The following is a 23202-nucleotide window of genomic DNA, read 5'->3' as shown; positions in this document are numbered from 1 at the left end:
CGGGTGCCCCTCCGGAGGTGGCGCCCGGGTCCCTTTGCGTGCGGTGTGCTGCTCAGCATCTCCGGCTAAAGTACGGAGATCAGCAGACCGTGTGACTCCGCCCCGAGGGGCTTCTCGCCGTGACGCGACGGTCAAGCCCTGACCGATGCTCGCGAGCGAGCACACGGCGACGCTAGCAGGGTGTTCGACGGGTTGTCGTTCCCCGCAAGGAGTGATGGAGCCGCCCCGTTGTTGACTCAGACCACCACCCGGGTCCTCGAACCGAGTGACCTCGATGCCGCGCTCGCCGTGCTCGACCGCGAGCCGGTTGCCAATGCCTTCGTCGCGTCCCGCGTCCAGGTCGCGGGCCTCGACCCGTGGCGTCTGGGCGGCGAGATGTGGGGCTGGTACGAGGACGGGATGCTCGAATCCCTCTGCTACGCGGGCGCGAACCTGGTCCCGATCTGCGCCACCCCGAGGGCCGTGCGCGGGTTCGCCGACCGGGCCCGCCGGGCCGGGCGCCGCTGCTCCTCCATCGTCGGCCCCGCCGAGCCCACCGCCCAGCTGTGGCGGCTGCTCGAACCGAACTGGGGCCCGGCCAGGGACGTACGCGCCCAGCAGCCCCTCATGGTCGCGGACCGGCTCCCCGACCACATCGCCCCGGATCCGTACGTCCGCCGCGTCCGCAAGGACGAGATGGAGACGATCATGCCGGCGTGTGTGGCGATGTTCACGGAGGAGGTCGGCGTCTCGCCGCTGGCCGGTGACGGGGGCCTGCTGTATCAGGCGCGGGTGGCCGAGCTGGTCGGAAGCGGGCGTTCGTTCGCCCGGCTCGACGAGCACGGCAAGGTGATCTTCAAGGCCGAGATCGGCGCCGCGACGACGCGGGCCTGCCAGATCCAGGGCGTGTGGATCGCCCCCGAACACCGCGGCCGCGGCATCGCCGCCCCCAGCATGGCTGCGGTCCTGCGCTACGCGCTCACGGATTTCGCGCCGCTGGTCAGCCTGTACGTGAACGACTTCAACACCCCGGCGCGGGCCGCGTACCGCCGGGTCGGATTCGAGGAAGTCGGCGCCTTCATGAGTGTCCTGTTCTGAGGCGCTCGCGCGCTCCCCGTGGCACGTGTCTCACATATTTGGCGTCGTTTGACATTAGCGCCCCTTATGGAAGATAAAGAAGCTCCTTTGGTTCAAGCTTCACCCAGTGTGAACACCTTCCGTGCGCACCGGTGTGGATGCTGATGAGTTTCTACGCGAATGAGTGCCGCCATGTCCGACCGTGCCAGTGACCCCTCCCAGGCCTGGGAGGAGTGGCGCGCCGAGCGGCACCGCTCCGTCACCGGCCCCACCGGGAACCTCGCCCTCGTCGAGACCCGCTGGCTGCCCGCGGGCGAGCGCCCCGACCTCACGGCGGCCCGCGCCGGACAGCGCGACGGTGTGACCGTCACGACCGTCGAGCGCACCGACCTGGCGACCGGCGAGCCCGAGTACGCGCTGCGTTTCTGGGACGCCGAGTCCCCCGCGATCCGGAACTTCGAGCGCACCGACGCCTTCCCGTTCGACCCGGCCTGGGTCCTGGACGCCACGTACACCCCCGTCGAGGACGCCCGCCGCGTCGCCTTCGAGCACATCCGGGACAACGGCGGCACCCGCGATCTCGCCGTCCCCGGCGACATCGCGCTCACCGTCGACGGCACCGACCACACGCTCAGCGCCTTCGACGACGACGGCACGCTGCTGCTCGTCTTCGGCGACCCGACCAACGGGACGGCCACCTACGGCGCGGGCCGGTTCCTCTTCGTCGACCACACCGGCGAGGGGCGGGTGCGGCTCGACTTCAACCGGGCGTTCGTCCCGCCCTGCGGGTTCTCCGATCAGTACAACTGTCCGATGCCGCCGCGGCAGAACCGCTTCCATCTGCCGGTGGAAGCCGGCGAGAAGCTCCCCGTCTTCCGCGCCGGCTTCGCCGACCAGCACTGATCTCTCGCGCGCCCCCTCCCGCGCCCGCACGAAGGCAGCCCCATGAACCTCCCCAAGAAGCCCCTGTCCGCCGGTGTGCTCACCGTCGCCCTCGCCGTGACGCTCGCCGCGTGCGGTGGCTCCGGCGAAAACAACAGCAGCGGCGGCAGTGGCGCGTACGACAAGAACGCCACGGTCAACATCGGCTCCCTGTACGAGCCGCAGAACCTGGACAACACCGGGGGCGGCGGCCAGGGCGTCACCGAGGCGCTCAACGGCAATGTGTACGAGGGCCTGTTCAAGCTCACCGACGACGGCAAGGTCGAGAACCTCCTCGCCAAGGACCACAAGGTCTCCGGCGACGGGCTCACCTACACCTTCACCCTGCGCGACGGCGTGAAGTTCCACAGTGGCAAGGCGCTGACCAGCAAGGACGTCAAGTACAGCCTGGAGAAGGTGATCGCGCCGGACTCGCAGTCCGCGCGCAAGAGCAATCTTGAGGTCATCAAGTCGGTCGACACCCCCGACGCGAAGACCGTGAAGGTCACGCTGAAGCAGAAGTCGATCTCCTTCGTCTACAACCTGTCCTACGTCTGGATCATCAACGACCAGGCGAAGAACCTGAAGACGACCGAGGACGGCACGGGCCCGTACGAGCTGGGCAAGTGGACGCGCGGCTCGGCGCTCAGCCTCGACCGGTTCCCCGGCTACTGGGGCACCGCCGCCACGAACAAGCAGGTCGTCCTCCACTACTACAAGGACGCGACCGCGCTGAACAACGCGCTCATGACGAACGCCGTCGACGTCGTCACCAGCGAGCAGTCGCCCGACGCCCTCGACCAGTTCAAGTCCAACCAGAACTACAAGGTCAACGACGGCAACTCGACGACCAAGCTCCTCCTCGCCTTCAACGACAGGGCCAAGCCCTTCACGGACGTCAGGGTCCGCAAGGCCGTCTCGTCCGCGATCGACGACAAGAAGCTCCTCGAGTCCGTCTGGGGCGGCTACGGCAAGGAGATCGGGTCGATGGTGCCGCCCACCGACCCCTGGTACGAGGACCTGACCAAGGTCAATGCGTACGACCCGACCGAGGCCAAGAAGCTGCTGAAGGAAGCCGGTTACGCGAAGGGCTTCAGCTTCACGCTGGACACCCCGAACTACGACCCGCACCCGACGGCCGCCACCTTCATCAAGTCGCAGCTCGCCAAGGTCGGTATCACGGTCAAGATCAACACGATCACGCCCGACGAGTGGTACACGAAGGTCTACAAGAACCACGACTTCTCGGCCACGCTCCAGGAGCACGTGAACGACCGCGACGTCGTCTGGTACGGCAACCCCGACTTCTACTGGGGCTACGACAACAAGCAGGTCACCAAGTGGGTCGAGGACGCCGAGAAGGCATCGTCGACGGGGGCGCAGACCGACCTCCTCAAGAAGGTCAACCGCAAGACCGCCGAGGACGCAGCCAGCGACTGGCTGTACCTGTACCCGCAGATCGTCGTGGCGAGCAGCAAGCTGTCCGGCTACCCGGTCAACGGCCTGAACTCGCAGTTCTTCGCGTACGACATCAAGAAGGGCTGATGACCGGCTATCTCCTGCGCCGCCTCGCCTTCCTGGTCGTCTCCCTGGTCCTCGCGAGCGTCGTGCTGTTCGTCCTTCTGAGGATGCTGCCCGGCGACCCGGCGAACGCGCTCACCTCCGTGGGCGCCTCGCCGGAGCAGATCGCGGCGGCGCGGCACTCCATAGGCTCCGACAAACCACTGCCCGAGCAGTTCACCCACTGGACAGGCCAGCTCGCGACCGGCGACCTCGGCACGTCCTTCGTCAGCTCGCTGCCCGTCGGCCCCGAGGTCACCCAGCGCCTGAGCGTCACCGTGCCGCTGACCCTGTCCGCGTTCGTGCTCGCCGTACTGATCGCGGTCCCGGCAGGGTTCGTCGCCGCGTACAAGCGCCGGACCTGGTACGGCGCCCTGCTCAGCGGAGTGTCCCAACTGGGCATCGCCGTCCCGGTGTTCTGGCTCGGCATGATCCTCATCGCCGTGTTCGCGCTGAACGCGGGCTGGCTGCCGTCCGGCGGCTTCCCGCAGGACGGCTGGTCCGACCCCGCACAGGCGATCCGCTCCCTCGTACTGCCCGTCGTCACCATCGCCCTGGTCATGTCGGCGTCCCTGATCCGCTACGTCAGATCGGCGACGCTCGACGTCCTCGACAGCGACTACCTGCGCACCTCGCGCGCCCTCGGCTCCTCCTTCGGACAGGCCATGTGGCGCCACGGACTGCGCAACGCCTCCGTGCCGGTCATCTCGATCCTCGGCATCGAACTCGCGTCGACCCTGCTCGGCGCCGTCGTCGTCGAGTCGGTGTACGCGCTGCCGGGGCTCGGCTCCCTGCTCGCCACCGGCATCGCCCAGCACGACTACCCCGTCATCCAGGGCGTCCTGTTCGTCTCCACCCTCGCGGTGCTGCTCATCGGCTTCGCCGCCGACCTCGTGCAGCGGATCGTCGACCCACGGCTGCGCCACCGGCTCTCGGGAGGCGTCCGATGAAGCGTTCCGCGACCCTGTGGACGGGGTGCGTCCTCGCCGGCCTCATCGCCCTCGTCGCGCTCGTCTCCCTGTTCTGGCTGCCCTACGACCCCTCGGACACCTCCGGCGGACGGCTCGCCGGACCCGGCGACGGACACCTGATAGGCACCGACAAACTCGGCCGCGACCTGCTGACGCAGCTCATGGCCGGATCCAGGATCGCGATCGCGGCCGGGCTCGGCTCCGTAGTGATCGCCGCCGTCGTCGGCATCACGCTCGGCCTCATAGCCGCGTTCGCGCAGGGCTGGTTCGACGACACCGTCTCGGCCCTGCTCGACATCCTCATCGCGTTCCCCACGCTGCTGCTCGCCATGCTGATCGTCTCCGCACGCTCGGCGACCCTCACCTCGGCCGTCCTCGCGATCGGAATCGCGCAGAGCGCGATCGTGGCGCGGCTGACCCGGATCCTGGTCAAACGCGTCCTTGCGCAGGACTACATCACCGCGTCCCGCACCTCCGGCACCTCGTGGCCGCGGATCGTCGGCGCGCACGTGCTGCCCAACATCTGGCCGACGCTCGTGGTCAACCTGGCGCTCCAGTTCGGCCTCGCCGTCCTCGCCGAGGCGAGCCTGTCCTACCTCGGCCTCGGCGCCCCGCCGCCCAACGCCTCGTGGGGACGCATGCTCCAGGAGGCCCAGGCGACGTTCACGACCGCGCCGGCGGGAGCGCTCGCGCCCGGCATCCTCCTCGTCCTGCTCGTCATCGGCGTCAACCTCGTCGCCGACGGCCTGCGCGACACCTTCGACCCGGCCCGGCGCAGGAGGACGGCGGCATGAGCCTGCTCGACGTACGCGACCTCACCATCCGCACGAGCGACGGCCGCGCCCTCGTCTCCGACCTCAGCTTCTCCGTCGACCGGGGCGAACGGCTCGGCCTCATCGGCGAGTCCGGGTCCGGCAAGTCACTCACCACCCTCGCCGTGCTCGGCCTGCTCCCCGACGGGATGACCGCCACGGGCAGCGTCGAACTCGACGGCACCCAGATCGTCGGGGCGAGCGAGAAGCGGCTCGTGGGCGTCCGCGGCAGCGCCGCCGCGATCGTCTTCCAAGAGCCGCTGACCGCGCTCGACCCGCTGATGCGCGTGGGCAGACAGCTCGCCGAACCGCTGCGCCGCCGAGGCCTCAAGGGCGACGCGCTCCGCAAGGCCGTCGCCGAAGCCCTCGAACAGGTCAGGCTGCCCGAACCCGGGCGCATCGCCCGCGCGTTCCCGCACGAGATCTCCGGCGGCCAGCGCCAGCGCGTGGCCCTCGCCATGGCGCTCGCCTGCGAGCCCGACCTGCTCATCGCCGACGAGCCGACCACCGCGCTCGACGTCACCGTGCAGTCCGAGATGCTCGTACTCCTCGACACCCTCGTCGGCGAGCGCGGGATGGCCGTCCTCTTCGTCAGCCACGACCTGGCCGTCGTCTCACGCGTGACCGACCGCGTCCTCGTGATGAAGGACGGGCGCGCCGTCGAGGACGGGACGGTACGCGACCTGGTGCGCGCGCCCCGGCAGGCGTACACGAAGGCGCTCGTCGACAGCGCGCGGAAGCTCGAATCCGCCCTGGACCTGGGAGAGCCCCGATGACCGCCGTACTCGAACTCGACTCGGTCGGACACACCTACCGGGGGGCCGCGGCGCCCGTCGTCGAGGACGTCTCCCTCACCGTCGACGCGGGCCACAGCCTCGCCCTCGTCGGCGAGTCCGGGGCCGGCAAGACGACCCTGCTCCGGCTGCTCCTCGGCCTCGCCCGCCCCACCACCGGAACCGTCCGCTTCGACGGGGACCCGCTGCGGCTCGGCGACCGCGCGCAGATGCGGCGTTTCCGCCGCTCCGTGCAGTGCGTCTTCCAGGACCCGTACGCCTCCCTCGACCCGCGCCAGCGCGTCAGCCGCATCGTCGCGGAGCCGCTGCGCTCGCTCGGCGTGGCCACCGGCGCCGCCGCGCACGCGAAGGTCGCCGAGGCCCTCGAACAGGTCGGACTCCCGGCGGACGCGGCGTCGCGCTACCCGCACGAGTTCTCCGGCGGGCAGCGCCAGCGCATCGCCATCGCCAGGGCCACCGTGTGCGACCCGCGCGTCCTGCTCGCCGACGAACCCGTCAGCGCGCTCGACGTCACCACCCGCGTCAAGGTCGTCGACCTGCTCGGCGAGCTCAAGCAGGAGCGGGGCCTGACCATCGTCATGGTCTCCCACGACCTGTCCGTGGTGGCCGCCCTGTGCGAGCGGACCGCCGTACTCGAACGCGGACGCGTCGTCGAGCAGGGTCAGACCCGTGACGTGCTCGGATCGCCCGAACACCCCTACACGCGGCGGCTGCTCGACAGCGTTCCCCGGCTGCCTGTTTGATCAGCTGAGCGCCGCCGGACGGCCCTGTAGTCTCCCCGTCATGACCCAGGACGACGTCGTCACCATCGGGCCTCTCGACCTCGCGGAACACGTGGACGAGGCACTGGCCGTGCAGGCGTACGCCTTCGGCCTGAGCGACGACGAGATCGCCGTGCGCCGCCAGATCGTGCTGCGGCACCTCACCTACCCCGGAGCGCGCGCCCTCGGCGCCCACACCGAGGGCGGCCGACTCGTCGGCTTCGTCTACGGCATGCCGAACGACCGCGCCCACTGGTGGTCCACCGTGGTGGAGCCCTATCTGCGCACGCGCGCGCTGGACCAGTGGCTCGACGACTCCTTCGTGATCACCGAGCTGCACGTCCATCCCCGCTACCAGAACCGCGGGATCGGCCGGTCCCTCATCACGACCATCACGGACAGCGCAGACGAGCCCAGGTCGATCCTCTCGGCCATCGACTTCGACAGCCCGGCCCGCGGCCTGTACCACTCCCTCGGCTACGAGGACCTCGCCCGGCAGGTGCTCTTCCCCAGCGCTCCCCGGCCTTACGCGGTCATGGGTGCACGGCTCCCGCTGCGTCGCTGAGGGCAGCCGATTTCCGGGCGCGGGACGGACCCGGCTAACCTCCTGCACATCCCTATCTTTCGCAGCAGGAGTCAAAATCATGGCCCAGGTCCAGCGCATGTCCCGGTTGATGGTCAAGACACTGCGTGACGACCCGGCCGACGCGGAGACGCTCAACCACAAGCTGCTCGTCCGGGCCGGGTACGTGCGCCGCACGGCCGCCGGCATCTGGTCCTGGCTGCCGCTGGGCAAGAAGGTCCTCGAGAACGTCGCCCGCGTGGTCCGTGAGGAGATGGACGACATGGGCGGCCAGGAGGTCCTGCTCCCGGCCCTGCTGCCCAAGGAGCCCTACGAGGCGACGGGACGCTGGGAGGAGTACGGCCCCGAGCTGTTCCGCCTCAAGGACCGCAAGGGCGCGGAGTACCTCCTCGGCCCGACCCACGAGGAGATCTTCACGCAGCTGGTCAAGGACCAGTGCTCGTCCTACAAGGACCTGCCCGTGATCCTCTACCAGATCCAGGCGAAGTACCGCGACGAGGCCCGCCCGCGCGCCGGCATCCTGCGCGGCCGCGAGTTCCTCATGAAGGACTCGTACTCCTTCGACACCACCGACGAGGGCCTGGCCGAGTCGTACGCCCTGCACCGCGAGGCGTACATCAAGATCTTCGAGCGCCTCGGCCTCGACCACCGCATCGTCTCCGCCGTGTCCGGCGCGATGGGCGGCTCGGCCTCCGAGGAGTTCCTCGCCCCGGCCCCGGCCGGCGAGGACACCTTCGTGGACTGCCCGGCCTGCGACTACGCCGCCAACACCGAGGCCGTCACCTTCGCCGCCCCGGCCCCCGCGAGCGCCGAGCACCCGGCCGTCGAGGAGCTCGACACCCCCGACACCCCGACCATCGAGACCCTCGCTGCCCACCTCGGCGTCCAGGCCTCGGCCACCCTGAAGAACCTCCTGGTCAAGGTCGACGGCGAGATCGTCGCCGTGGGCGTGCCCGGCGACCGCGAGGTGGACCTCGGCAAGCTCGGCGAGCACCTCTCCCCGGCCGTCGTCGAGCTCGTCACGGCCGAGGACTTCGAGGGCCGCGACGACCTCGTACGCGGTTACGTCGGCCCGCAGGGCCTGGAGAAGGTCCGCTACATCGCCGACCCGCGCATCGCCGCCGGCACGGCCTGGATCACCGGCGCCAACAAGCCGGGCAAGCACGCGAAGAACGTCGTCGCGGGCCGCGACTTCGAGATCGACGACTACCTCGACGTCGTCGTGGTGGAGGCGGGCGACCCCTGCCCCAAGTGCGGCACCGGCCTGCGCCTCGACCGCGCCATCGAGATCGGCCACATCTTCCAGCTCGGCCGCAAGTACGCCGACGCCTTCCAGCTCGACGTCCTCGGCAACCAGGGCAAGCCGGTCCGCGTGACCATGGGCTCGTACGGCATCGGCGTCTCCCGCGCCGTGGCCGCCCTCGCCGAGCAGACCGCGGACGACAAGGGCCTGTGCTGGCCCAAGGAGATCGCCCCGGCCGACGTCCACGTGGTCGCCGCGGGCAAGGCCCTCCAGACGGAGCTGGCGCTCGACGTCTCCCAGAAGCTGGGCGCCGCCGGCGTCCGCGTCCTGGTCGACGACCGTGCCGGTGTCTCGCCGGGCGTGAAGTTCACCGACGCCGAGCTCATCGGCGTCCCGCAGATCCTCGTCGCCGGCCGCCGCTCGGCCGAGGGCATCGTGGAACTGAAGGACCGCAAGACGGGCGAGCGCGAGGAAGTGACGGTCGAGGAGGCCATCGCCCGCCTCACGGCCTGATCCGCAAGCACTGAGGGCCGGGACGTTCTGTCCCGGCCCTCAGTCATGCTCCGTGACGAGCCCGTCCGGCCCGCACGGGACCACCGTCAGAGCCAGCTCGCAAACTCCAGCAACAACTCCGCATCCCGCCCACGTCCCACACGCAGCGCCCGTACACCGGACTCCACCGCCCGGAACAGCGTCCACCCGCGCAGCCGCTCCTGGTCCACATCGAGGGACTCCGCGAGCCGCTTCACGCGCCGCCGCGTCGTCGCCGCACCGGACGGCGACGCGATCAGGTCCTCCACCCGGTCCCTGACGAGCCGAGCGAGGTCGAAGGCGCACTCGCCGACCACCGGGTCGGGACCGACCGCGAGCCACGGCGTCCGCTCCCCGGCCAGCACCTTGCTCTGCCGGAACGTCCCGTGCAGCAGCCGTAGTTCAGGCGGCGCCACGAGCAGTTCGTCCCGCGCCGTGAGCGCCGCGTCCACGAGGGGCGCGACATCCGGCTCCGTGGCTGCGGTGGCGCGCATCGCCTCGGCCTGACGGCCCGTCCGGTCGGCGACCGTCTCGCAGGAACGCCACGACGGCGGTTCCACCCACAGCCTGCGCAGCGTGCCGGCCGCCTCGAGGAGCGCCTTGGCCTCGGGCAGCGAGCGCACCGACACCTCGGGGTGTAGCCGTTCCAGGAGCAGGTCACCGCCGTCGCCGAGGAGTTGCACCGCCCCGAACCCGTTCCAGTGCGTGAGAGCCGCGTGCTCGGCCTCCGGGCGGAAGCGCTCCGGCGCCAGTTTGAGGACGGCGGGCGTTCCGTCGGCCCGCCGCACTAGGACGACGAGACTGCTGCGCCCACCGGGCTCATGCACCCGCTCGACCGTCAACTCGAGCCGTTCCACGGCCTCCTGAAGGATCTCCGGCACCCTCGCCAGCCACGCGGACGCCCCGTCGTCCCGCACCTCGCCGAGCGCGTTGACCAGCCGCTTCGGCGGTTCGAAAGACATGTGCGAGCAACTCCCTTCCCCGTGACCGTCCCCGTGACGGCGGCGGTACGTGTGACCGTGGCGGCTACGCCTGCGGTGTCGCGGACGCCTGCGGTGTCGCGGACGCCTGGGGCGCCGCGGACCGCTCGGCGAGACCAGGGAAGGCTACGCTGCCGCCCCGCCACCGCACCGCGCGCACCGCCGCCTCCCGCAGCGCGTCCGCCGCGCCCCTGCGCCGCGCGCCCTCGGAGGCCCGCACCAGGTCCGAGTAGACGCCGGCGACGCGGTCCTCGATGTCCGCCGCGAGCCGCGCCGCCGCCGCCGAGTCCGGCACGGGGAAGGGCAGCGCGTAGGCACCTGCCGACGGCTCGGGCTCGCCGTCGAGGTCGCGGACCGTGCGCCGCAGGTCGTCACGGCGCGCCCGGTGGGAGTCGTACGCGGTGCGCGCCTCGGGCCTGCGGCTCTCGCTGATCCGGCCGCCGACGACGCCGTACCCGTAAACAGCCGCGTGCTCGGCGGCCAATGCCGCCTGGAGCGCGGAGAGAAGCTGCTTGTCGCCCTTGTCGGCCATGTCAGTCCTTCGTCAGCAGATACGCGTGTCCGGCGCCCGCGGCGGCCACCGAGGCGAGCAGGCGCGCCAGTTCGGCGGGGGCGTCGAGCAGGGCGGCCGCACGGCGGTCGGCGAGTTCCCGCTCGGCCGTCGCCAGCGCCCGCACGGTGTCCTTCTCGGAGGCCGGAGAGGCGGACGGTGACGGGGACGGGGAGGCCGAGGCCGGTGCCGCCGGGCGCGCCGCCGCACCGAAGCTCTTCGCGTGCCGGGCCACCTCGTCGCGCAACGGGCCGAGCCGTGCGGCCAGGGCCGGATGGGCCGCGAGCGCGGCCTCGTAACGGTCGAGCAGGTCGCCGCTGTCGCGGGCCGCGCGCGCCTTGATCCGCTGCGCGGCGGACACGCTGCGCGCGCCCCTGGCACCGTCCGAAGCGGGGTCCTCGCCGTCGGAACAGCCCGTCAGGAGCGCGGCCCCGGCCGCCGAGGCCAGCAGGCTCCTTCTACGCGGCCCCGCGGGGGCCCCAGTGGTCAACGGCACGGCAGACGTCCTCGGCAGGAAGGATGGCAGGAAGGATTCAGCAGGAGCGGCGGGCGGCAGGCCCGGTGATCACCGTACCTTCGGCCCACGTCCGGTGGACGGCAACACCCCCCTGGACCGGATACCCTTTGACCTGACACACGACGAGACCACAACAGCACACGCGGCCGAGGAGTCACCCGGATGAGCACCACCCAGAGCGAGAGGCTGCGGTCACTACTGGAACCGCTCGTGAGCTCTCAGGGCCTCGATCTCGAAGAGATCGAAGTGGCATCGGTCGGACGTAAGCGAGTGCTGCGAGTCGTCGTCGACTCCGATTCCGGAGCCGATCTGGACCAGGTCGCCGATGTGAGCCGCGCGCTCTCGGCGAAGCTCGACGAGACGGACGCCATGGGCGAGGGCGAGTACGACCTCGAGGTGGGCACCCCCGGCGCCGAGCGGCCGCTGACCGAGCACCGGCACTACGTGCGCGCGGTCGACCGCCTGGTCAAGTTCCAACTGGCCGACGGCGCCGACACCGAGCTCGTCGCGCGGATCCTGAAGGTCGACGACGAGGGCCTGGACCTCGAGGTGCCCGGCGTGAAGGGGCGCAAGCCCACCGCCCGCAGGCTCACCTTCGACGACGTCGCCAAGGCGCGCGTCCAGGTCGAGTTCAACCGTAAGAACAAGAACGAAGAGAATGCAGAGGAGGCGTAGCCGTGGACATCGACATGAGTGCCCTGCGGGGTCTGGTGCGAGAGAAGGAGATCTCCTTCTCCCTGCTGGTCGAAGCGATCGAGTCGGCCCTCCTCATCGCCTACCACCGCACCGAGGGAAGCCGTCGCCACGCGCGCGTGCGCCTCGACCGTGAGAGCGGACATGTGACGGTGTGGGCGAAGGAGGACCCGGCGGACCTCGAAGAGGGCCAGGAGGCCCGGGAGTTCGACGACACCCCGTCCGACTTCGGCCGCATCGCCGCGACGACCGCGAAGCAGGTCATCCTGCAGCGGCTGCGCGACGCCGAGGACGACGCGACGCTCGGCGAGTACGCCGGCCGCGAGGGCGACATCGTGACGGGCGTGGTCCAGCAGGGCCGCGACCCGAAGAACGTGCTCGTCGACATCGGCAAGCTCGAGGCCATCCTGCCGGTGCAGGAGCAGGTCCCGGGCGAGGAGTACCAGCACGGCACGCGCCTTCGCTCGTACGTGGTGCGCGTCGCGAAGGGTGTGCGCGGTCCTTCCGTGACCCTGTCGCGCACGCACCCGAACCTGGTGAAGAAGCTGTTCGCGCTCGAGGTCCCCGAGATCGCCGACGGCTCCGTCGAGATCTGCGCCATCGCGCGCGAGGCCGGGCACCGCACGAAGATCGCGGTCCGCTCGACCCGCTCCGGCCTGAACGCCAAGGGCGCCTGCATCGGCCCGATGGGCGGCCGTGTGCGCAATGTCATGGCCGAGCTCAACGGCGAGAAGATCGACATCGTCGACTGGTCCGACGACCCGGCGGACATGGTGGCCAACGCCCTGTCCCCGGCGCGCGTGTCCAAGGTCGAGGTCGTGGACATGGCCGCCCGCTCCGCGCGGGTGATCGTGCCGGACTACCAGCTGTCGCTCGCCATCGGCAAGGAGGGCCAGAACGCCCGCCTCGCCGCGCGGCTCACCGGCTGGCGGATCGACATCCGTCCGGACACCGAGCAGCAGCCGGCGGAGTAGCCACCGCAAAGATCACGACAACAACCGTTCGATTTTTGCCCCAAAGGGGTGAGGTCGATACGGGGAGGTAGACTTAAGCGTGTCTGGCCGGACGCATGCCCGTGCATGCCCAGAGCGCACGTGTGTGGGGTGCCGGGAGCGAACGGCCAAGAGCGATCTGCTGCGCATCGTGGTGATCGAGGGTGAATGTGTCCCCGATCATCGCGGTACGCTGCCCGGCCGGGGTGCGTATGTGCATCCCGCCCTGGTCTGTCTCGACCTGGCGGTCCGCCGCCGGGCGTTCCAGAGGGCGTTCAAAGCCCCTGGACCGTTCGATACGGAGGCCTTGCGCCACCGCGTCGAGCAGGTAACACCGTAGAACGTGCCGTACGGGACCCCGTGCGGTCCTGGTACCCCCGCGAGTTGGAAGTAGGTCGAGATTGCGATGAGCACTCGATGAGCACGCGATGAGTACGCCCATGAAGTAGCGACGGTCCGGCGTAACCCGGACCTAAAAGGAGCGAAGTGGCTAAGGTCCGGGTATACGAACTCGCCAAGGAGTTCGGGGTGGAGAGCAAGGTCGTCATGGCCAAGCTCCAAGAACTCGGTGAATTTGTCCGTTCGGCGTCCTCGACGATCGAGGCGCCTGTAGTACGCAAGCTGACTGACGCCCTCCAGCAGGGCAGTGGCGGCGGCAAGCCCGCCGCCCGCAAGGCCGCGCCCGCGAAGCCCTCGCCGGCCCGTCCGGCGCCGTCTCCGGCGCAGGCCGCAAAGCCTGCTGCTCCGCGCCCGCCGGCTGCGCCTTCTCCTCGGCCGTCCGCCGCGGAGAAGCCCGCTGCCGCCGCCCCGGTGACCCCGGCCGCCGGTCAGCGTCCGACGCCCGGCCCGAAGCCGGCTCCGCGTCCCGCGGCTCCGGCCCCGGCCGCGCCCGAGTTCACGGCGCCGCCCGCGGCTCCGGCCGCTCCCGCTGCCCAGGCCCCCGCGGCCTCCCCGGCAGCCGGCCCGCGTCCGGGTGCCCGTCCCGGTGCCCCCAAGCCCGGTGGCGCCCGTCCGGCCGGTCCCGGCCAGGGTGCTCAGGGTCAGGGCCGTGGCGAGCGCGGCGACCGTGGCGACCGTCAGGGTGCTCCGCGCCCCGGCGGCCAGGGTCAGGGCCAGCGTCCCGGCGGTCGTCCCGCCGGCCCGCGTCCCGGTAACAACCCGTTCACCTCTGGTGGCTCCACCGGCATGGCGCGCCCCCAGGCGCCCCGTCCCGGCGGTGCCCCGCGTCCCGGCGGCGGCCAGGGTGGCCCCGGCGGCCCGCGTCCGCAGGGTGGCCCCGGTGGCGCCCCGCGTCCGCAGGGTGGTCAGGGCGGCGCCCGTCCGACTCCGGGCGGCATGCCCCGTCCGCAGGCCGGCGCTCCGCGTCCGGGTGGTGCCCCCGGTGGTAACCGTCCGAACCCGGGCATGATGCCGCAGCGTCCCGCTGCCGGCAGCCCGCGTCCCGGTGGTGGCCCCGGCGGTGGCCGTGGTCCCGGCGGCGGCGGTCGCCCGGGTGGCGGCGGCGGTCGTCCCGGTGGCGGCGGCGGCTTCGCCGGTCGTCCGGCCGGTCCCGGTGGCGGCGGTGGCGGTTTCGCCGGTCGTCCCGGTGGCGGCGGTGGCGGTTTCGCAGGTCGTCCCGGTGGCGGTGGCGGTTTCGCCGGTCGTCCCGGTGGCGGTCGTCCCGGTGGTCCCGGTGCCCGTGGTGGCACGCAGGGTGCGTTCGGCCGTCCCGGCGGGCCCGCCCGTCGTGGCCGTAAGTCGAAGCGGCAGAGGCGCCAGGAGTACGAGGCCATGCAGGCCCCGTCGGTCGGCGGCGTCATGCTGCCTCGCGGCAACGGACAGTCCGTCCGTCTGTCGCGCGGTGCCTCCCTCACCGACTTCGCGGAGAAGATCAACGCCAACCCGGCGTCGCTCGTCGCCGTGATGATGAACCTCGGCGAGATGGTCACTGCCACGCAGTCCGTCTCCGACGAGACGCTGAAGCTCCTCGCGGATGAGATGAACTACATCCTCGAGATCGTCAGCCCCGAGGAGGAGGACCGCGAGCTGCTCGAGTCCTTCGACATCGAGTTCGGCGAGGACGAGGGTGGCGAGGAGTTCCTCGTCGCGCGTCCGCCGGTCGTGACCGTCATGGGTCACGTCGACCACGGTAAGACCCGACTGCTCGACACCATCCGCAAGACGAACGTCGTCGCGGGTGAGGCCGGCGGTATCACGCAGCACATCGGTGCGTACCAGGTCTCCACCGAGGTCAACGAGGAAGAGCGTCGGATCACCTTCATCGACACCCCGGGTCACGAGGCGTTCACCGCCATGCGTGCCCGTGGTGCGAAGTCGACCGACATCGCGATCCTCGTGGTCGCGGCCAACGACGGCGTCATGCCGCAGACGATCGAGGCGCTCAACCACGCGAAGGCGGCCGGCGTGCCGATCGTCGTCGCGGTCAACAAGATCGACGTCGAGGGTGCCGACCCGACCAAGGTGCGCGGTCAGCTCACCGAGTTCGGTCTGGTGGCCGAGGAGTACGGCGGCGACACGATGTTCGTCGACATCTCCGCCAAGCAGGGTCTGAACATCGACTCCCTGCTCGAGGCCGTGGTCCTGACCGCGGACGCCTCGCTCGACCTGCGGGCCAACCCGGAGCAGGACGCGCAGGGTATTGCGATCGAGTCCCACCTCGACCGTGGCCGCGGTGCCGTGTCGACCGTCCTCGTCCAGCGCGGCACGCTGCGCATCGGTGACACGATGGTCGTCGGCGACGCGTACGGCCGTGTCCGCGCGATGCTCGACGACAACGGCAACAACGTCGAGGAAGCGGGTCCCTCGACCCCCGTCCTCGTCCTCGGTCTCACCAACGTCCCGGGTGCCGGCGACAACTTCCTGGTGGTCGACGAGGACCGTACGGCCCGTCAGATCGCCGAGAAGCGTGCCGCTCGCGAGCGCAACGCCAACTTCGCGCGGCGTGGCGTCAGGTTCTCCCTGGAGAACCTGGACGAGGCCCTCAAGGCCGGTCTGGTGCAGGAACTCAACCTCATCATCAAGGGCGACGCGTCCGGTTCGGTGGAGGCTCTCGAGTCCTCGCTGCTCCAGCTCGACGTCGGCGAAGAGGTCGACATCCGCGTCCTGCACCGCGGCGTGGGTGCCGTCACCGAGTCGGACATCGACCTGGCGACCGGCTCCGACGCGATCGTCATCGGCTTCAACGTCCGCGCTGCGGGCCGCGCGGCCCAGATGGCGGACCGCGAGGGCGTAGACGTCCGCTACTACTCGGTGATCTACCAGGCCATCGAGGAGATCGAGGCGGCCCTCAAGGGCATGCTCAAGCCGGAGTACGAAGAGGTCGAGCTCGGCACGGCGGAGATCCGCGAGATCTTCCGCTCGTCCAAGCTGGGCAACATCGCCGGTGTGCTCGTCCGGTCCGGCGAGGTCAAGCGCAACACCAAGGCGCGCCTGCTGCGCGATGGCAAGGTCATCGCGGAGAACCTCAACATCTCCGGTCTGCGTCGCTTCAAGGACGACGTCACTGAGATCCGCGAAGGCTTCGAGGGCGGTATCAACCTCGGAAACTTCAACGACATCAAGATCGACGACGTCATCGCGACGTACGAGATGCGCGAGAAGCCGCGCGCCTGATCCGCGCACGGTGAAGGTCGGGGCCGGTCGGCGGGACGAAATCCCGTCGATCGGCCCCGGCCGTTGCGTGTACGGTTCTGGTGTCCCTGCCAAGTGGTTGGCGGGGCCACGAACCCGAACCGGCGGGACATCCGGACACACATGTATGTGGGGACTCTGTCCTTTGATCTGCTCCTCGGCGACGTTCACTCGCTGAAGGAGAAACGCTCCGTGATCCGCCCGATAGTTGCCGAACTCCAGCGCAAGTACGCGGTGAGTGCGGCGGAGACCGGGAACCAGGAACTTCACCGCAGGGCCGAGATCGGCCTGGCGATGGTCTCCGGGGACACGGGGCACCTCACCGACGTACTGGACCGGTGCGAGCGTCTGATCGCCGCCCGTCCCGAGGTGGAGCTGCTCTCCGTTCGACGCAGGCTCCACGGCGACGAAGACTGACTTTAAGAGCAAGGCGAAGAAGGAGACGGAGCAGTGGCCGACAACGCGCGGGCGAAAAGGCTGGCGGACCTCATCCGAGAGGTGGTGGCCAAGAAGCTCCAGCGCGGGATCAAGGACCCGCGGCTCGGTACGCACGTGACCATCACGGACACCCGGGTGACGGGTGACCTGCGAGAGGCGACCGTCTTCTACACGGTCTACGGCGACGACGAGGAGCGTGCCGCTGCCGCGGCCGGCCTCGAGAGCGCCAAGGGCGTACTCCGTTCGGCGGTGGGCCAGGCGGCCGGTGTGAAGTTCACGCCGACCCTGGCCTTCGTGGCGGACGCCCTACCGGACAACGCCAAGGCCATCGATGACCTCCTCGACAAGGCCAGGATCTCGGACGCGAAGGTCCGGGAGGCGTCCGCCGGTGCCGAGTTCGCCGGGGGCGCGGACCCGTACCGCAAGCCCGAGGACGAGGACGGCGCGGACGAGGACGGCGAAGCCTCGGAATGACGCAGAAGAACACCCCGACGCCCGACGGTCTTGTCATTGTCGACAAGCCGTCGGGCTTCACTTCGCACGACGTGGTGGCCAAGATGCGCGGGATCGCGAAGACCCGCCGCGTCGGCCACGCGGGCACGCTCGACCCCATGGCGACCGGTGTCCTGGTCCTCGGCGTGGAGCGGGCGACCAAGCTGCTCGGCCATCTCGCGCTGACCGAGAAGGAGTACCTGGGCACGATCCGGCTCGGCCAGAACACGCTGACCGACGACGCCGAGGGCGACCTCACGTCGTCCACCGACGCGTCCGGCGTGGCCCGCGACGCGATCGACGCCGGGGTCGCCAAGCTGACCGGCGCCATCATGCAGGTCCCGTCCAAGGTCAGCGCCATCAAGATCAACGGCGTGCGTTCCTACAAGCGGGCCCGCGAGGGCGAGGAGTTCGAGATCCCGGCGCGGCCGGTCACCGTCTCGTCCTACACCGTCTACGACATCAGGGACGCGGTCGCCGAGGACGGCACCCCGGTCCTCGACCTGGTCGTCTCGGTGGTCTGCTCGTCAGGGACGTACATCCGGGCCCTCGCCAGGGACCTGGGCGCCGACCTCGGCGTCGGTGGTCACCTCACGGCGCTGCGGCGCACGCGGGTCGGCCCCTACAAGCTGGACTCCGCGCGCACCCTCGACCAGCTCCAGGAGGAGCTGACCGTGATGCCGGTCGCGGACGCCGCGACCGCCGCGTTCCCCCGCTGGGACGTGGACGCGCACCGCGCCAAGCTGTTGCTCAACGGGGTCCGTCTGGAGGTGCCCGGCGAGTACGCGGGCGCCGGGCCCGTCGCCGTGTTCGACCCCGAGGGCGTGTTCCTCGCGCTCGTGGAGGAGTCGAAGGGCAAGGCGAAGAGCCTCGCCGTCTTCGGCTGATCTCTTCGCCGGCCCCCCGCCGTGGAGCGGCGCGCGCAGTCAGCCGCGTGCCGCTCCACGATCCCCCTCCCCAAGGGTCTATCCATCACCCCCGATCTGTTCACCCCTTCGGGCGGGCGCTCGGAGTGAACCAAGGGAGTGGAAGGGGGCGCGTTCGCTCCGGCGCCTGTTCCGCTGATCACCGCGCGCCTACCGTCGGTCCTACGGGGCGTGGCGGGAGGTTCGACGATGGCGGGACTGGGCCCCCGGGCCGGAGACGGGGACGCGACGGGTCCCGGGACCGGTCCGCCCCTCGTCCATGTCTTCGATCTGGCCGGGCGCCCACGCGGCGTCGGCTTCGTCGCCGACGACCACGGGACCGTCGTCACGAGCCATGAAGTCGTGGACGGACTCGGCCGCGTCGTGCTGCGCGCGCCCGGTGGGATCACCTGTGTCGTGGGCGCCGCCGATGTCGTCCCGCTGCCCGAGTCGGCCCTCGCGCTCATCCGCACCGACGCGACGGAGGGCCTCGGTATGCGCCCGCTGCCGGTGGCCGTCCGGGGCCCGGCCGGGGCCGGGGCGTATGTGCGGATCGCCGCCGGAGGCTGGCGCGAGGCGCGCGTCCTCGGCCATGTCGACGTCACGTACACCGCGACCGACGGCTTCCATATCGTCCCGGGGGCCATGGAGCTGACCATCGGCACGGACGGCCGCGACGCGCTGCGGCTCGGGGGAGGGGCCGCCGGGGGACCCGTCGTCGACGCCGCTTCAGGCTCCGTCCTCGCCGTTCTCGGCACGGCGCTCGAGGCCGGACACCGCGCCGCCGGGTTCGCCGTGCCGCTGCGGGAGGCCGCTGCCGCCGACCCGGACGGGCCGCTCGCCGCCCTCCTCGCGCGGAACGCGGCCACCGTGCCGGTGTACGGGGACGAACTCAACCTGGCGGGCTCACTCCAGCTGACGGCCACGTCGGTCGGGTCCGACGGGCCGGGCGCGGTCCTCGACCCGGAGCCGGTCGAACGGCCCGAAGTGGCAAGGGAGTTCGCCGAGTTCGAGGTGTCCGACGCGACGGTCCTCGCCCTCGTGGGAGCGCCGGGCAGCGGCCGTACGACGGAGCTCGCCGCGTATGCCGCGCGGCGCGGACGTGGCGCCCACCCAGCCCCCACCCTCTGGCTGCGCGGCGCGGATCTGCACGGCGATGACCGGAGCGTGGCGGACGCCGCGCGGCGGGCGCTGGTCAGGGCCGGGCGCATCGTCGCGGCGTCACTGCCCGGGGCCGCCCCCGGACAGACCGGGGAGCCCGGGGGTGCCGGCGTCGGTGATGTGTCGCCGGAGCGGATCGCGGCGCCCGCACGCGCCGCCGGCCGGCCCCTCGTGCTGCTGCTCGACGGGCCCGAGGAGATGCCGCCCGTACTGGCGCACCGGCTGGCGGAGTGGACCGAGGGCACGGCGCGCTGGCTGCGGGAGACCGGCGTGCGGCTCGTCGTGGCGTGCCGGGGGGAGTACTGGGAGCGCGCGGGCGAGCTGTTCCCGGCCCGTGTGCTGTACGGGCGGACGGGGCGGCTGCCCGCCTGTGTCCCGCTGGGGGAGCTGACCGGGGACCAGGCCCGCGTGGCGTGGGAGCGGTACGGGCTGCCCGAGGACGCGCTCGCGGGCCGCGACGCACGGCATCCGCTCGTGCTGCGGCTCCTCGCCGAAGTACGGGCTGCGCTGCCCGGGCCCGTGCCGGGCAGCGCCGACCGGGACGCCGTCTTCGCCGCGTATCTCGACCTCATGTGCCTGCGCGTGGCGGTGCGCCTCGCCGCTGTGAACGGGCTGCGCGGCACGGCCGTGCGCAGGCTCGCGGCCCGGGTGTCCGGGCAGGTCCACGAGGCGGCGCGGCGCTGCCTGGGGCCGGGGCAGGGGGAGTTGGATCGCGAGGCCTTCGAGGAAGTGTTCCCCTGGGGCGCGCTGCCGGGGCGGCGCGGCGGGGGCGTCACGGCGTGGGCCCCGGCCGTCCTCACCGAGGGCGTACTCGTCCCTGCGGGGCGCGGCTACCGGTTCGCCCACGAGGAGGTCGCCGACTGGATCCAGGGCATGCACCTGGACCTGGACGAGGCGCTGCGGGCGCTCGTGTACCGCGACCGGGACGCCGGCCGGGCCGCGCCCACGGTGCCCGTGCCCCGGCACCGCGCGGGCCCCGTCGTCCAGGCCCTCCTTCTCGTCGAACGCCAGCAGGGTCCGGCCCAACTCGGCGGGTATCTGGCCGAGTTGGTGCTCAGATCCCTCATGCCCGGCGACGCCGACGCCTCCTGGTGGGCGGCCCATCTCGTCGAGGAGGCGCTCCTGCGCGTGCCCGACGCCACCCCCTATCTCGGGGTACTCGAACCGCTCGCCGACCGCGGACGCCTCGACCCCTCGTTCTGGCGCCGGATCCCCGTCACGGACGCCGACCGTCTCGGCCTCCTCCGCCGCCTCGTCGTGCACGATCCGTCGCCCGGGAGCCACGACCGCCACCTGGACACCGTCGCCGACCTGCTCGCCGCCGACCCGGCCGGTGCCCAGGTCCACCTCACCCGCTGGTTCGACGACGCGCGGCCGCTGCCCGCCCTGCCCGACGCGACCGTCGCCACCGCGGCCCAGGCTCTCCTGCACACGCACCGGCACCGCGCCGTCGACGACCTCACCGAGGCCCTCGCCGACTGTGCGCACCCGTACGGCGACGAACTCCTCGCCGTACTCGCCGACGAGGAGCCGTCCGCACTGTGCCGCGCCGTCGACCGCTGGGCCCACGACGAGCGCCCCGCCCGCCGCGCGTCCGCGGCCGCCCACGCCCTGCGGGTCGCCCCGCACGTCGCCACCGACGCCGACCGCAGCCTGCTGCGCCATGCCGCGCTCGCCCTGCTCGCCCGCACCACCGACGGCGCCCCGCACGGCACCGCCCTCGCCCTCCTCGTACGCGACCCGCAGACCCGCGGCACCTATCTGGCGCCTGCCCTGGAGCGGTTCGCGGGCGGCGAACCGCAGCTGCCCGTGAGCGCGCTCGCCGCCGCCCTCGCCACGCACCCCGAGCCCGTCCTCCGCGCCTTCCGGGACCGCGCGCGGGAGCCGGGCGGCGCGGCCGACGTGCTGGAGGCCCTCGCCGCCGTGACCGCGCCCGCACTCGCGCGGCGGGCGGCCGCCCTCGTCGAGGACCTCTCGGCGGACCGGCCCGACGCCGCCCAGGACATCGCCGCGTACGTCGACCGGTGCCTGGAGCACGGGCCGGCCGGGCGAGCTGTCCTCTTCCCCCTCGTCACGGGGCTGCTCCGCACCTGTCCGGGCCCCGGGCGGGCCGCGCTCGCGCCCGTCCTCGCCGCACCCGGCACCGGCGCCTCACGGGCCCTGCGCGGCGAGCTCCTCGACGTACTGCTCGCGCACGAGGACGACCCGGACGTGCTCGACGCCGTCCTGCGGACCGCCGCCCGCAGCACCGGGGGAGCCGGGGCGACCCGCACCCGCGACCTGGTGCGCCGCACCGGACAGCGGCTCGTCCGCACCCCGGAGGGAGCCGCACGCTTCGACCGCGGGCTCGTCGAGGTCGCCGACTCGGTGCCCGGGTTCGCCGCCCTTCTCGTCCAGTGGCTGGAGGGGGCGCCGCGCGAGTGGGCCGCCCTCGTCGGGCCGAGCGCCCGCCGCGTGATCGAGGCCCTGGCCGGGGTACGCGTGCCCGCCTGACCTGCCCATGCCGGTACGCCGCCTCCCGATGCGGGGCGTGGGCGCTCGGCATGGCACTCTTAGACCTGCGTATTCGGCAAAGAGACGTAACAGTCGTACACAGGTTCGCGAGGAGCAATCACCGTGCAGCGCTGGCGTGGCTTGGAGGACATCCCCCAGGACTGGGGGCGCAGCGTCGTCACCATCGGCTCCTACGACGGAGTGCACCGCGGCCATCAGTTGATCATCGGCCGGGCCGTCGAACGGGCCCGTGAGCTCGGTGTGCCCGCCGTCGTGGTCACCTTCGACCCGCACCCCAGCGAGGTCGTGCGCCCCGGCAGTCACCCTCCGCTGCTCGCCCCGCACCACCGGCGGGCGGAGCTGATGGCCGAGCTCGGCGTAGACGCCCTGCTGATCCTTCCGTTCACCACCGAGTTCTCGAAGCTGTCGCCGGCCGAGTTCGTCGCGAAGGTCCTGGTCGACAAGCTGCACGCGCGCCTCGTCGTCGAGGGGCCGAACTTCCGCTTCGGCCACCGCGCCGCGGGCAATGTCGCGTTCCTCGCCGAGCAGGGGACGACGTACGACTTCGAGGTCGAGGTCGTCGATCTGTACGTGAGCGGTTCGGCGGGCGGCGGTGAGCCCTTCTCGTCCACGCTGACCCGGCGGCTCGTCGCCGAGGGTGACATGGAGGGCGCGCGCGAGATCCTCGGCCGCCCGCACCGCGTCGAGGGCGTGGTCGTGCGCGGTGCCCAGCGCGGCCGCGAGCTGGGCTTCCCGACCGCCAACGTCGAGACGCTCCCGCACACCGCGATCCCGGCGGACGGCGTCTACGCGGGCTGGCTGCACGTGGGGGACGAGGCGATGCCCGCCGCGATCTCCGTGGGCACCAACCCGCAGTTCGACGGCACCGATCGCACGGTCGAGGCCTACGCCATCGACCGCGTGGACCTCGATCTGTACGGGCTGCACGTCGCCGTCGACTTCCTCGCCTATGTACGCGGCATGGCGAAGTTCGACTCGATCGAGTCGCTCCTTGTCGCCATCGCGGACGACGTGAAGCGGTCGCGGGAACTGGTCGAGGCGTACGAGGGGGAGTAGGCGGGATCGGCCGAGGTCGCGGGGGCGCTGCCCCCGGACCCC

The 23202-nt window shown here is 71.6% G+C and carries 21 protein-coding genes; 18 read left to right on the top strand and 3 right to left on the bottom strand.

What is annotated here, in order from left to right:
- The first annotated feature begins 228 nt into the window (after positions 1-228).
- The 9 genes from OG698_RS16000 (at position 229) to OG698_RS15960 (ending at position 9214) form a co-directional block, all read left to right on the top strand.
- Positions 229-1077, top strand: a complete 849-nt coding sequence (locus OG698_RS16000) for a GNAT family N-acetyltransferase (RefSeq protein WP_406103639.1) — start codon at positions 229-231, stop codon at positions 1075-1077.
- Positions 1078-1236: 159 nt separating this feature from the next.
- Complete coding sequence (locus OG698_RS15995) at positions 1237-1959, top strand: DUF1684 domain-containing protein (RefSeq protein ID WP_406103638.1); 723 nt, start codon at positions 1237-1239, stop codon at positions 1957-1959.
- 42 nt (positions 1960-2001) lie between these two features.
- Positions 2002-3522: an ABC transporter substrate-binding protein gene (locus OG698_RS15990; protein ID WP_406103637.1), complete on the top strand. Its 1521-nt coding sequence runs from the start codon at positions 2002-2004 to the stop codon at positions 3520-3522.
- Complete coding sequence (locus tag OG698_RS15985) at positions 3522-4487, top strand: ABC transporter permease (protein WP_406103636.1); 966 nt, start codon at positions 3522-3524, stop codon at positions 4485-4487. The genes OG698_RS15990 and OG698_RS15985 overlap by 1 nt, the downstream gene beginning before the upstream one ends.
- On the top strand, positions 4484-5302 hold the full coding sequence (locus OG698_RS15980) for an ABC transporter permease (protein ID WP_406103635.1): 819 nt from the start codon (positions 4484-4486) through the stop codon (positions 5300-5302). The genes OG698_RS15985 and OG698_RS15980 overlap by 4 nt, the downstream gene beginning before the upstream one ends.
- On the top strand, positions 5299-6096 hold the full coding sequence (locus tag OG698_RS15975; protein WP_406103634.1) for an ATP-binding cassette domain-containing protein: 798 nt from the start codon (positions 5299-5301) through the stop codon (positions 6094-6096). Before OG698_RS15980 ends, OG698_RS15975 begins: the two co-directional genes overlap by 4 nt.
- Positions 6093-6857 carry an ABC transporter ATP-binding protein gene (locus OG698_RS15970; RefSeq protein ID WP_406103633.1) on the top strand — a complete coding sequence of 255 codons (765 nt, stop codon included), beginning with the start codon at positions 6093-6095 and terminating at the stop codon, positions 6855-6857. The genes OG698_RS15975 and OG698_RS15970 overlap by 4 nt, the downstream gene beginning before the upstream one ends.
- Before the next feature lie 40 nt (positions 6858-6897).
- The gene (locus tag OG698_RS15965) at positions 6898-7440 is read left to right on the top strand and encodes a GNAT family N-acetyltransferase (RefSeq protein WP_406103632.1); all 543 of its coding nucleotides are present in this window, start codon (positions 6898-6900) and stop codon (positions 7438-7440) included.
- A gap of 79 nt (positions 7441-7519) precedes the next feature.
- A complete protein-coding gene (locus tag OG698_RS15960; protein WP_406103631.1) occupies positions 7520-9214 on the top strand; it encodes a proline--tRNA ligase in 1695 nt (564 codons plus the stop codon).
- A gap of 86 nt (positions 9215-9300) precedes the next feature.
- Here the strand turns inward: OG698_RS15960 and OG698_RS15955 are convergent, their stop codons facing one another.
- The 3 genes from OG698_RS15955 to OG698_RS15945 form a co-directional block, all read right to left on the bottom strand.
- Positions 9301-10194, bottom strand: coding sequence for an aminoglycoside phosphotransferase family protein (locus OG698_RS15955; protein WP_406103630.1), 894 nt, complete (start codon positions 10192-10194; stop codon positions 9301-9303).
- A gap of 64 nt (positions 10195-10258) precedes the next feature.
- A complete protein-coding gene (locus tag OG698_RS15950) occupies positions 10259-10744 on the bottom strand; it encodes a ferritin-like domain-containing protein (RefSeq protein ID WP_406103629.1) in 486 nt (161 codons plus the stop codon).
- Between the two features lies 1 nt (position 10745).
- Complete coding sequence (locus OG698_RS15945; RefSeq protein WP_406103628.1) at positions 10746-11258, bottom strand: hypothetical protein; 513 nt, start codon at positions 11256-11258, stop codon at positions 10746-10748.
- 183 nt (positions 11259-11441) lie between these two features.
- Between OG698_RS15945 and rimP the strand changes: the two genes are divergently transcribed.
- The 9 genes from rimP (at position 11442) to OG698_RS15900 (ending at position 23160) form a co-directional block, all read left to right on the top strand.
- Positions 11442-11954, top strand: a complete 513-nt coding sequence (gene rimP, locus OG698_RS15940) for a ribosome maturation factor RimP (protein ID WP_406103627.1) — start codon at positions 11442-11444, stop codon at positions 11952-11954.
- A gap of 2 nt (positions 11955-11956) precedes the next feature.
- Positions 11957-12946 (top strand): transcription termination factor NusA, encoded by a 990-nt coding sequence (gene nusA / locus OG698_RS15935; RefSeq protein WP_406103626.1) that lies wholly within the window; start codon positions 11957-11959, stop codon positions 12944-12946.
- A gap of 79 nt (positions 12947-13025) precedes the next feature.
- Entirely contained in the window at positions 13026-13304 is a 279-nt protein-coding gene (locus tag OG698_RS15930) for a YlxR family protein (protein ID WP_116509242.1), read from the top strand.
- Between the two features lie 146 nt (positions 13305-13450).
- Positions 13451-16576, top strand: coding sequence for a translation initiation factor IF-2 (gene infB, locus OG698_RS15925; RefSeq protein ID WP_406103625.1), 3126 nt, complete (start codon positions 13451-13453; stop codon positions 16574-16576).
- A gap of 141 nt (positions 16577-16717) precedes the next feature.
- Positions 16718-17011 (top strand): DUF503 domain-containing protein, encoded by a 294-nt coding sequence (locus OG698_RS15920; RefSeq protein WP_116509238.1) that lies wholly within the window; start codon positions 16718-16720, stop codon positions 17009-17011.
- Positions 17012-17044: 33 nt separating this feature from the next.
- Positions 17045-17506, top strand: a complete 462-nt coding sequence (gene rbfA, locus OG698_RS15915; RefSeq protein WP_100595134.1) for a 30S ribosome-binding factor RbfA — start codon at positions 17045-17047, stop codon at positions 17504-17506.
- Positions 17503-18411, top strand: a complete 909-nt coding sequence (gene truB / locus OG698_RS15910) for a tRNA pseudouridine(55) synthase TruB (RefSeq protein WP_406103624.1) — start codon at positions 17503-17505, stop codon at positions 18409-18411. The genes rbfA and truB overlap by 4 nt, the downstream gene beginning before the upstream one ends.
- A gap of 228 nt (positions 18412-18639) precedes the next feature.
- Positions 18640-22083: a serine protease gene (locus OG698_RS15905; protein ID WP_406103623.1), complete on the top strand. Its 3444-nt coding sequence runs from the start codon at positions 18640-18642 to the stop codon at positions 22081-22083.
- Positions 22084-22206: 123 nt separating this feature from the next.
- Positions 22207-23160: a bifunctional riboflavin kinase/FAD synthetase gene (locus OG698_RS15900; RefSeq protein WP_406103622.1), complete on the top strand. Its 954-nt coding sequence runs from the start codon at positions 22207-22209 to the stop codon at positions 23158-23160.
- Positions 23161-23202: the final 42 nt, after the last annotated feature.

The sequence above is a fragment of the Streptomyces sp. NBC_01003 genome, from assembly GCF_045162695.1.
Classification (GTDB): Bacteria; Actinomycetota; Actinomycetes; order Streptomycetales; family Streptomycetaceae; genus Streptomyces.
The sequence above is the reverse complement of the archived record's forward strand: the minus strand, read 5'-3'. Positions and strand labels throughout refer to the sequence as shown.

Coding starts and splice junctions, on each gene's coding strand:
- OG698_RS15995 (WP_406103638.1), top strand. CDS start 1,237: ATGAGTGCCGCCATGTCCGACCGTGCCAGTGACCCCTCCCAGGCCTGG.
- OG698_RS15990 (WP_406103637.1), top strand. CDS start 2,002: ATGAACCTCCCCAAGAAGCCCCTGTCCGCCGGTGTGCTCACCGTCGCC.
- OG698_RS15985 (WP_406103636.1), top strand. CDS start 3,522: ATGACCGGCTATCTCCTGCGCCGCCTCGCCTTCCTGGTCGTCTCCCTG.
- OG698_RS15980 (WP_406103635.1), top strand. CDS start 4,484: ATGAAGCGTTCCGCGACCCTGTGGACGGGGTGCGTCCTCGCCGGCCTC.
- OG698_RS15975 (WP_406103634.1), top strand. CDS start 5,299: ATGAGCCTGCTCGACGTACGCGACCTCACCATCCGCACGAGCGACGGC.
- OG698_RS15970 (WP_406103633.1), top strand. CDS start 6,093: ATGACCGCCGTACTCGAACTCGACTCGGTCGGACACACCTACCGGGGG.
- OG698_RS15965 (WP_406103632.1), top strand. CDS start 6,898: ATGACCCAGGACGACGTCGTCACCATCGGGCCTCTCGACCTCGCGGAA.
- OG698_RS15960 (WP_406103631.1), top strand. CDS start 7,520: ATGGCCCAGGTCCAGCGCATGTCCCGGTTGATGGTCAAGACACTGCGT.
- OG698_RS15955 (WP_406103630.1), bottom strand. CDS start 10,194: ATGTCTTTCGAACCGCCGAAGCGGCTGGTCAACGCGCTCGGCGAGGTG.
- OG698_RS15950 (WP_406103629.1), bottom strand. CDS start 10,744: ATGGCCGACAAGGGCGACAAGCAGCTTCTCTCCGCGCTCCAGGCGGCA.
- rimP (WP_406103627.1), top strand. CDS start 11,442: ATGAGCACCACCCAGAGCGAGAGGCTGCGGTCACTACTGGAACCGCTC.
- OG698_RS15920 (WP_116509238.1), top strand. CDS start 16,718: ATGTATGTGGGGACTCTGTCCTTTGATCTGCTCCTCGGCGACGTTCAC.
- truB (WP_406103624.1), top strand. CDS start 17,503: ATGACGCAGAAGAACACCCCGACGCCCGACGGTCTTGTCATTGTCGAC.
- OG698_RS15905 (WP_406103623.1), top strand. CDS start 18,640: ATGGCGGGACTGGGCCCCCGGGCCGGAGACGGGGACGCGACGGGTCCC.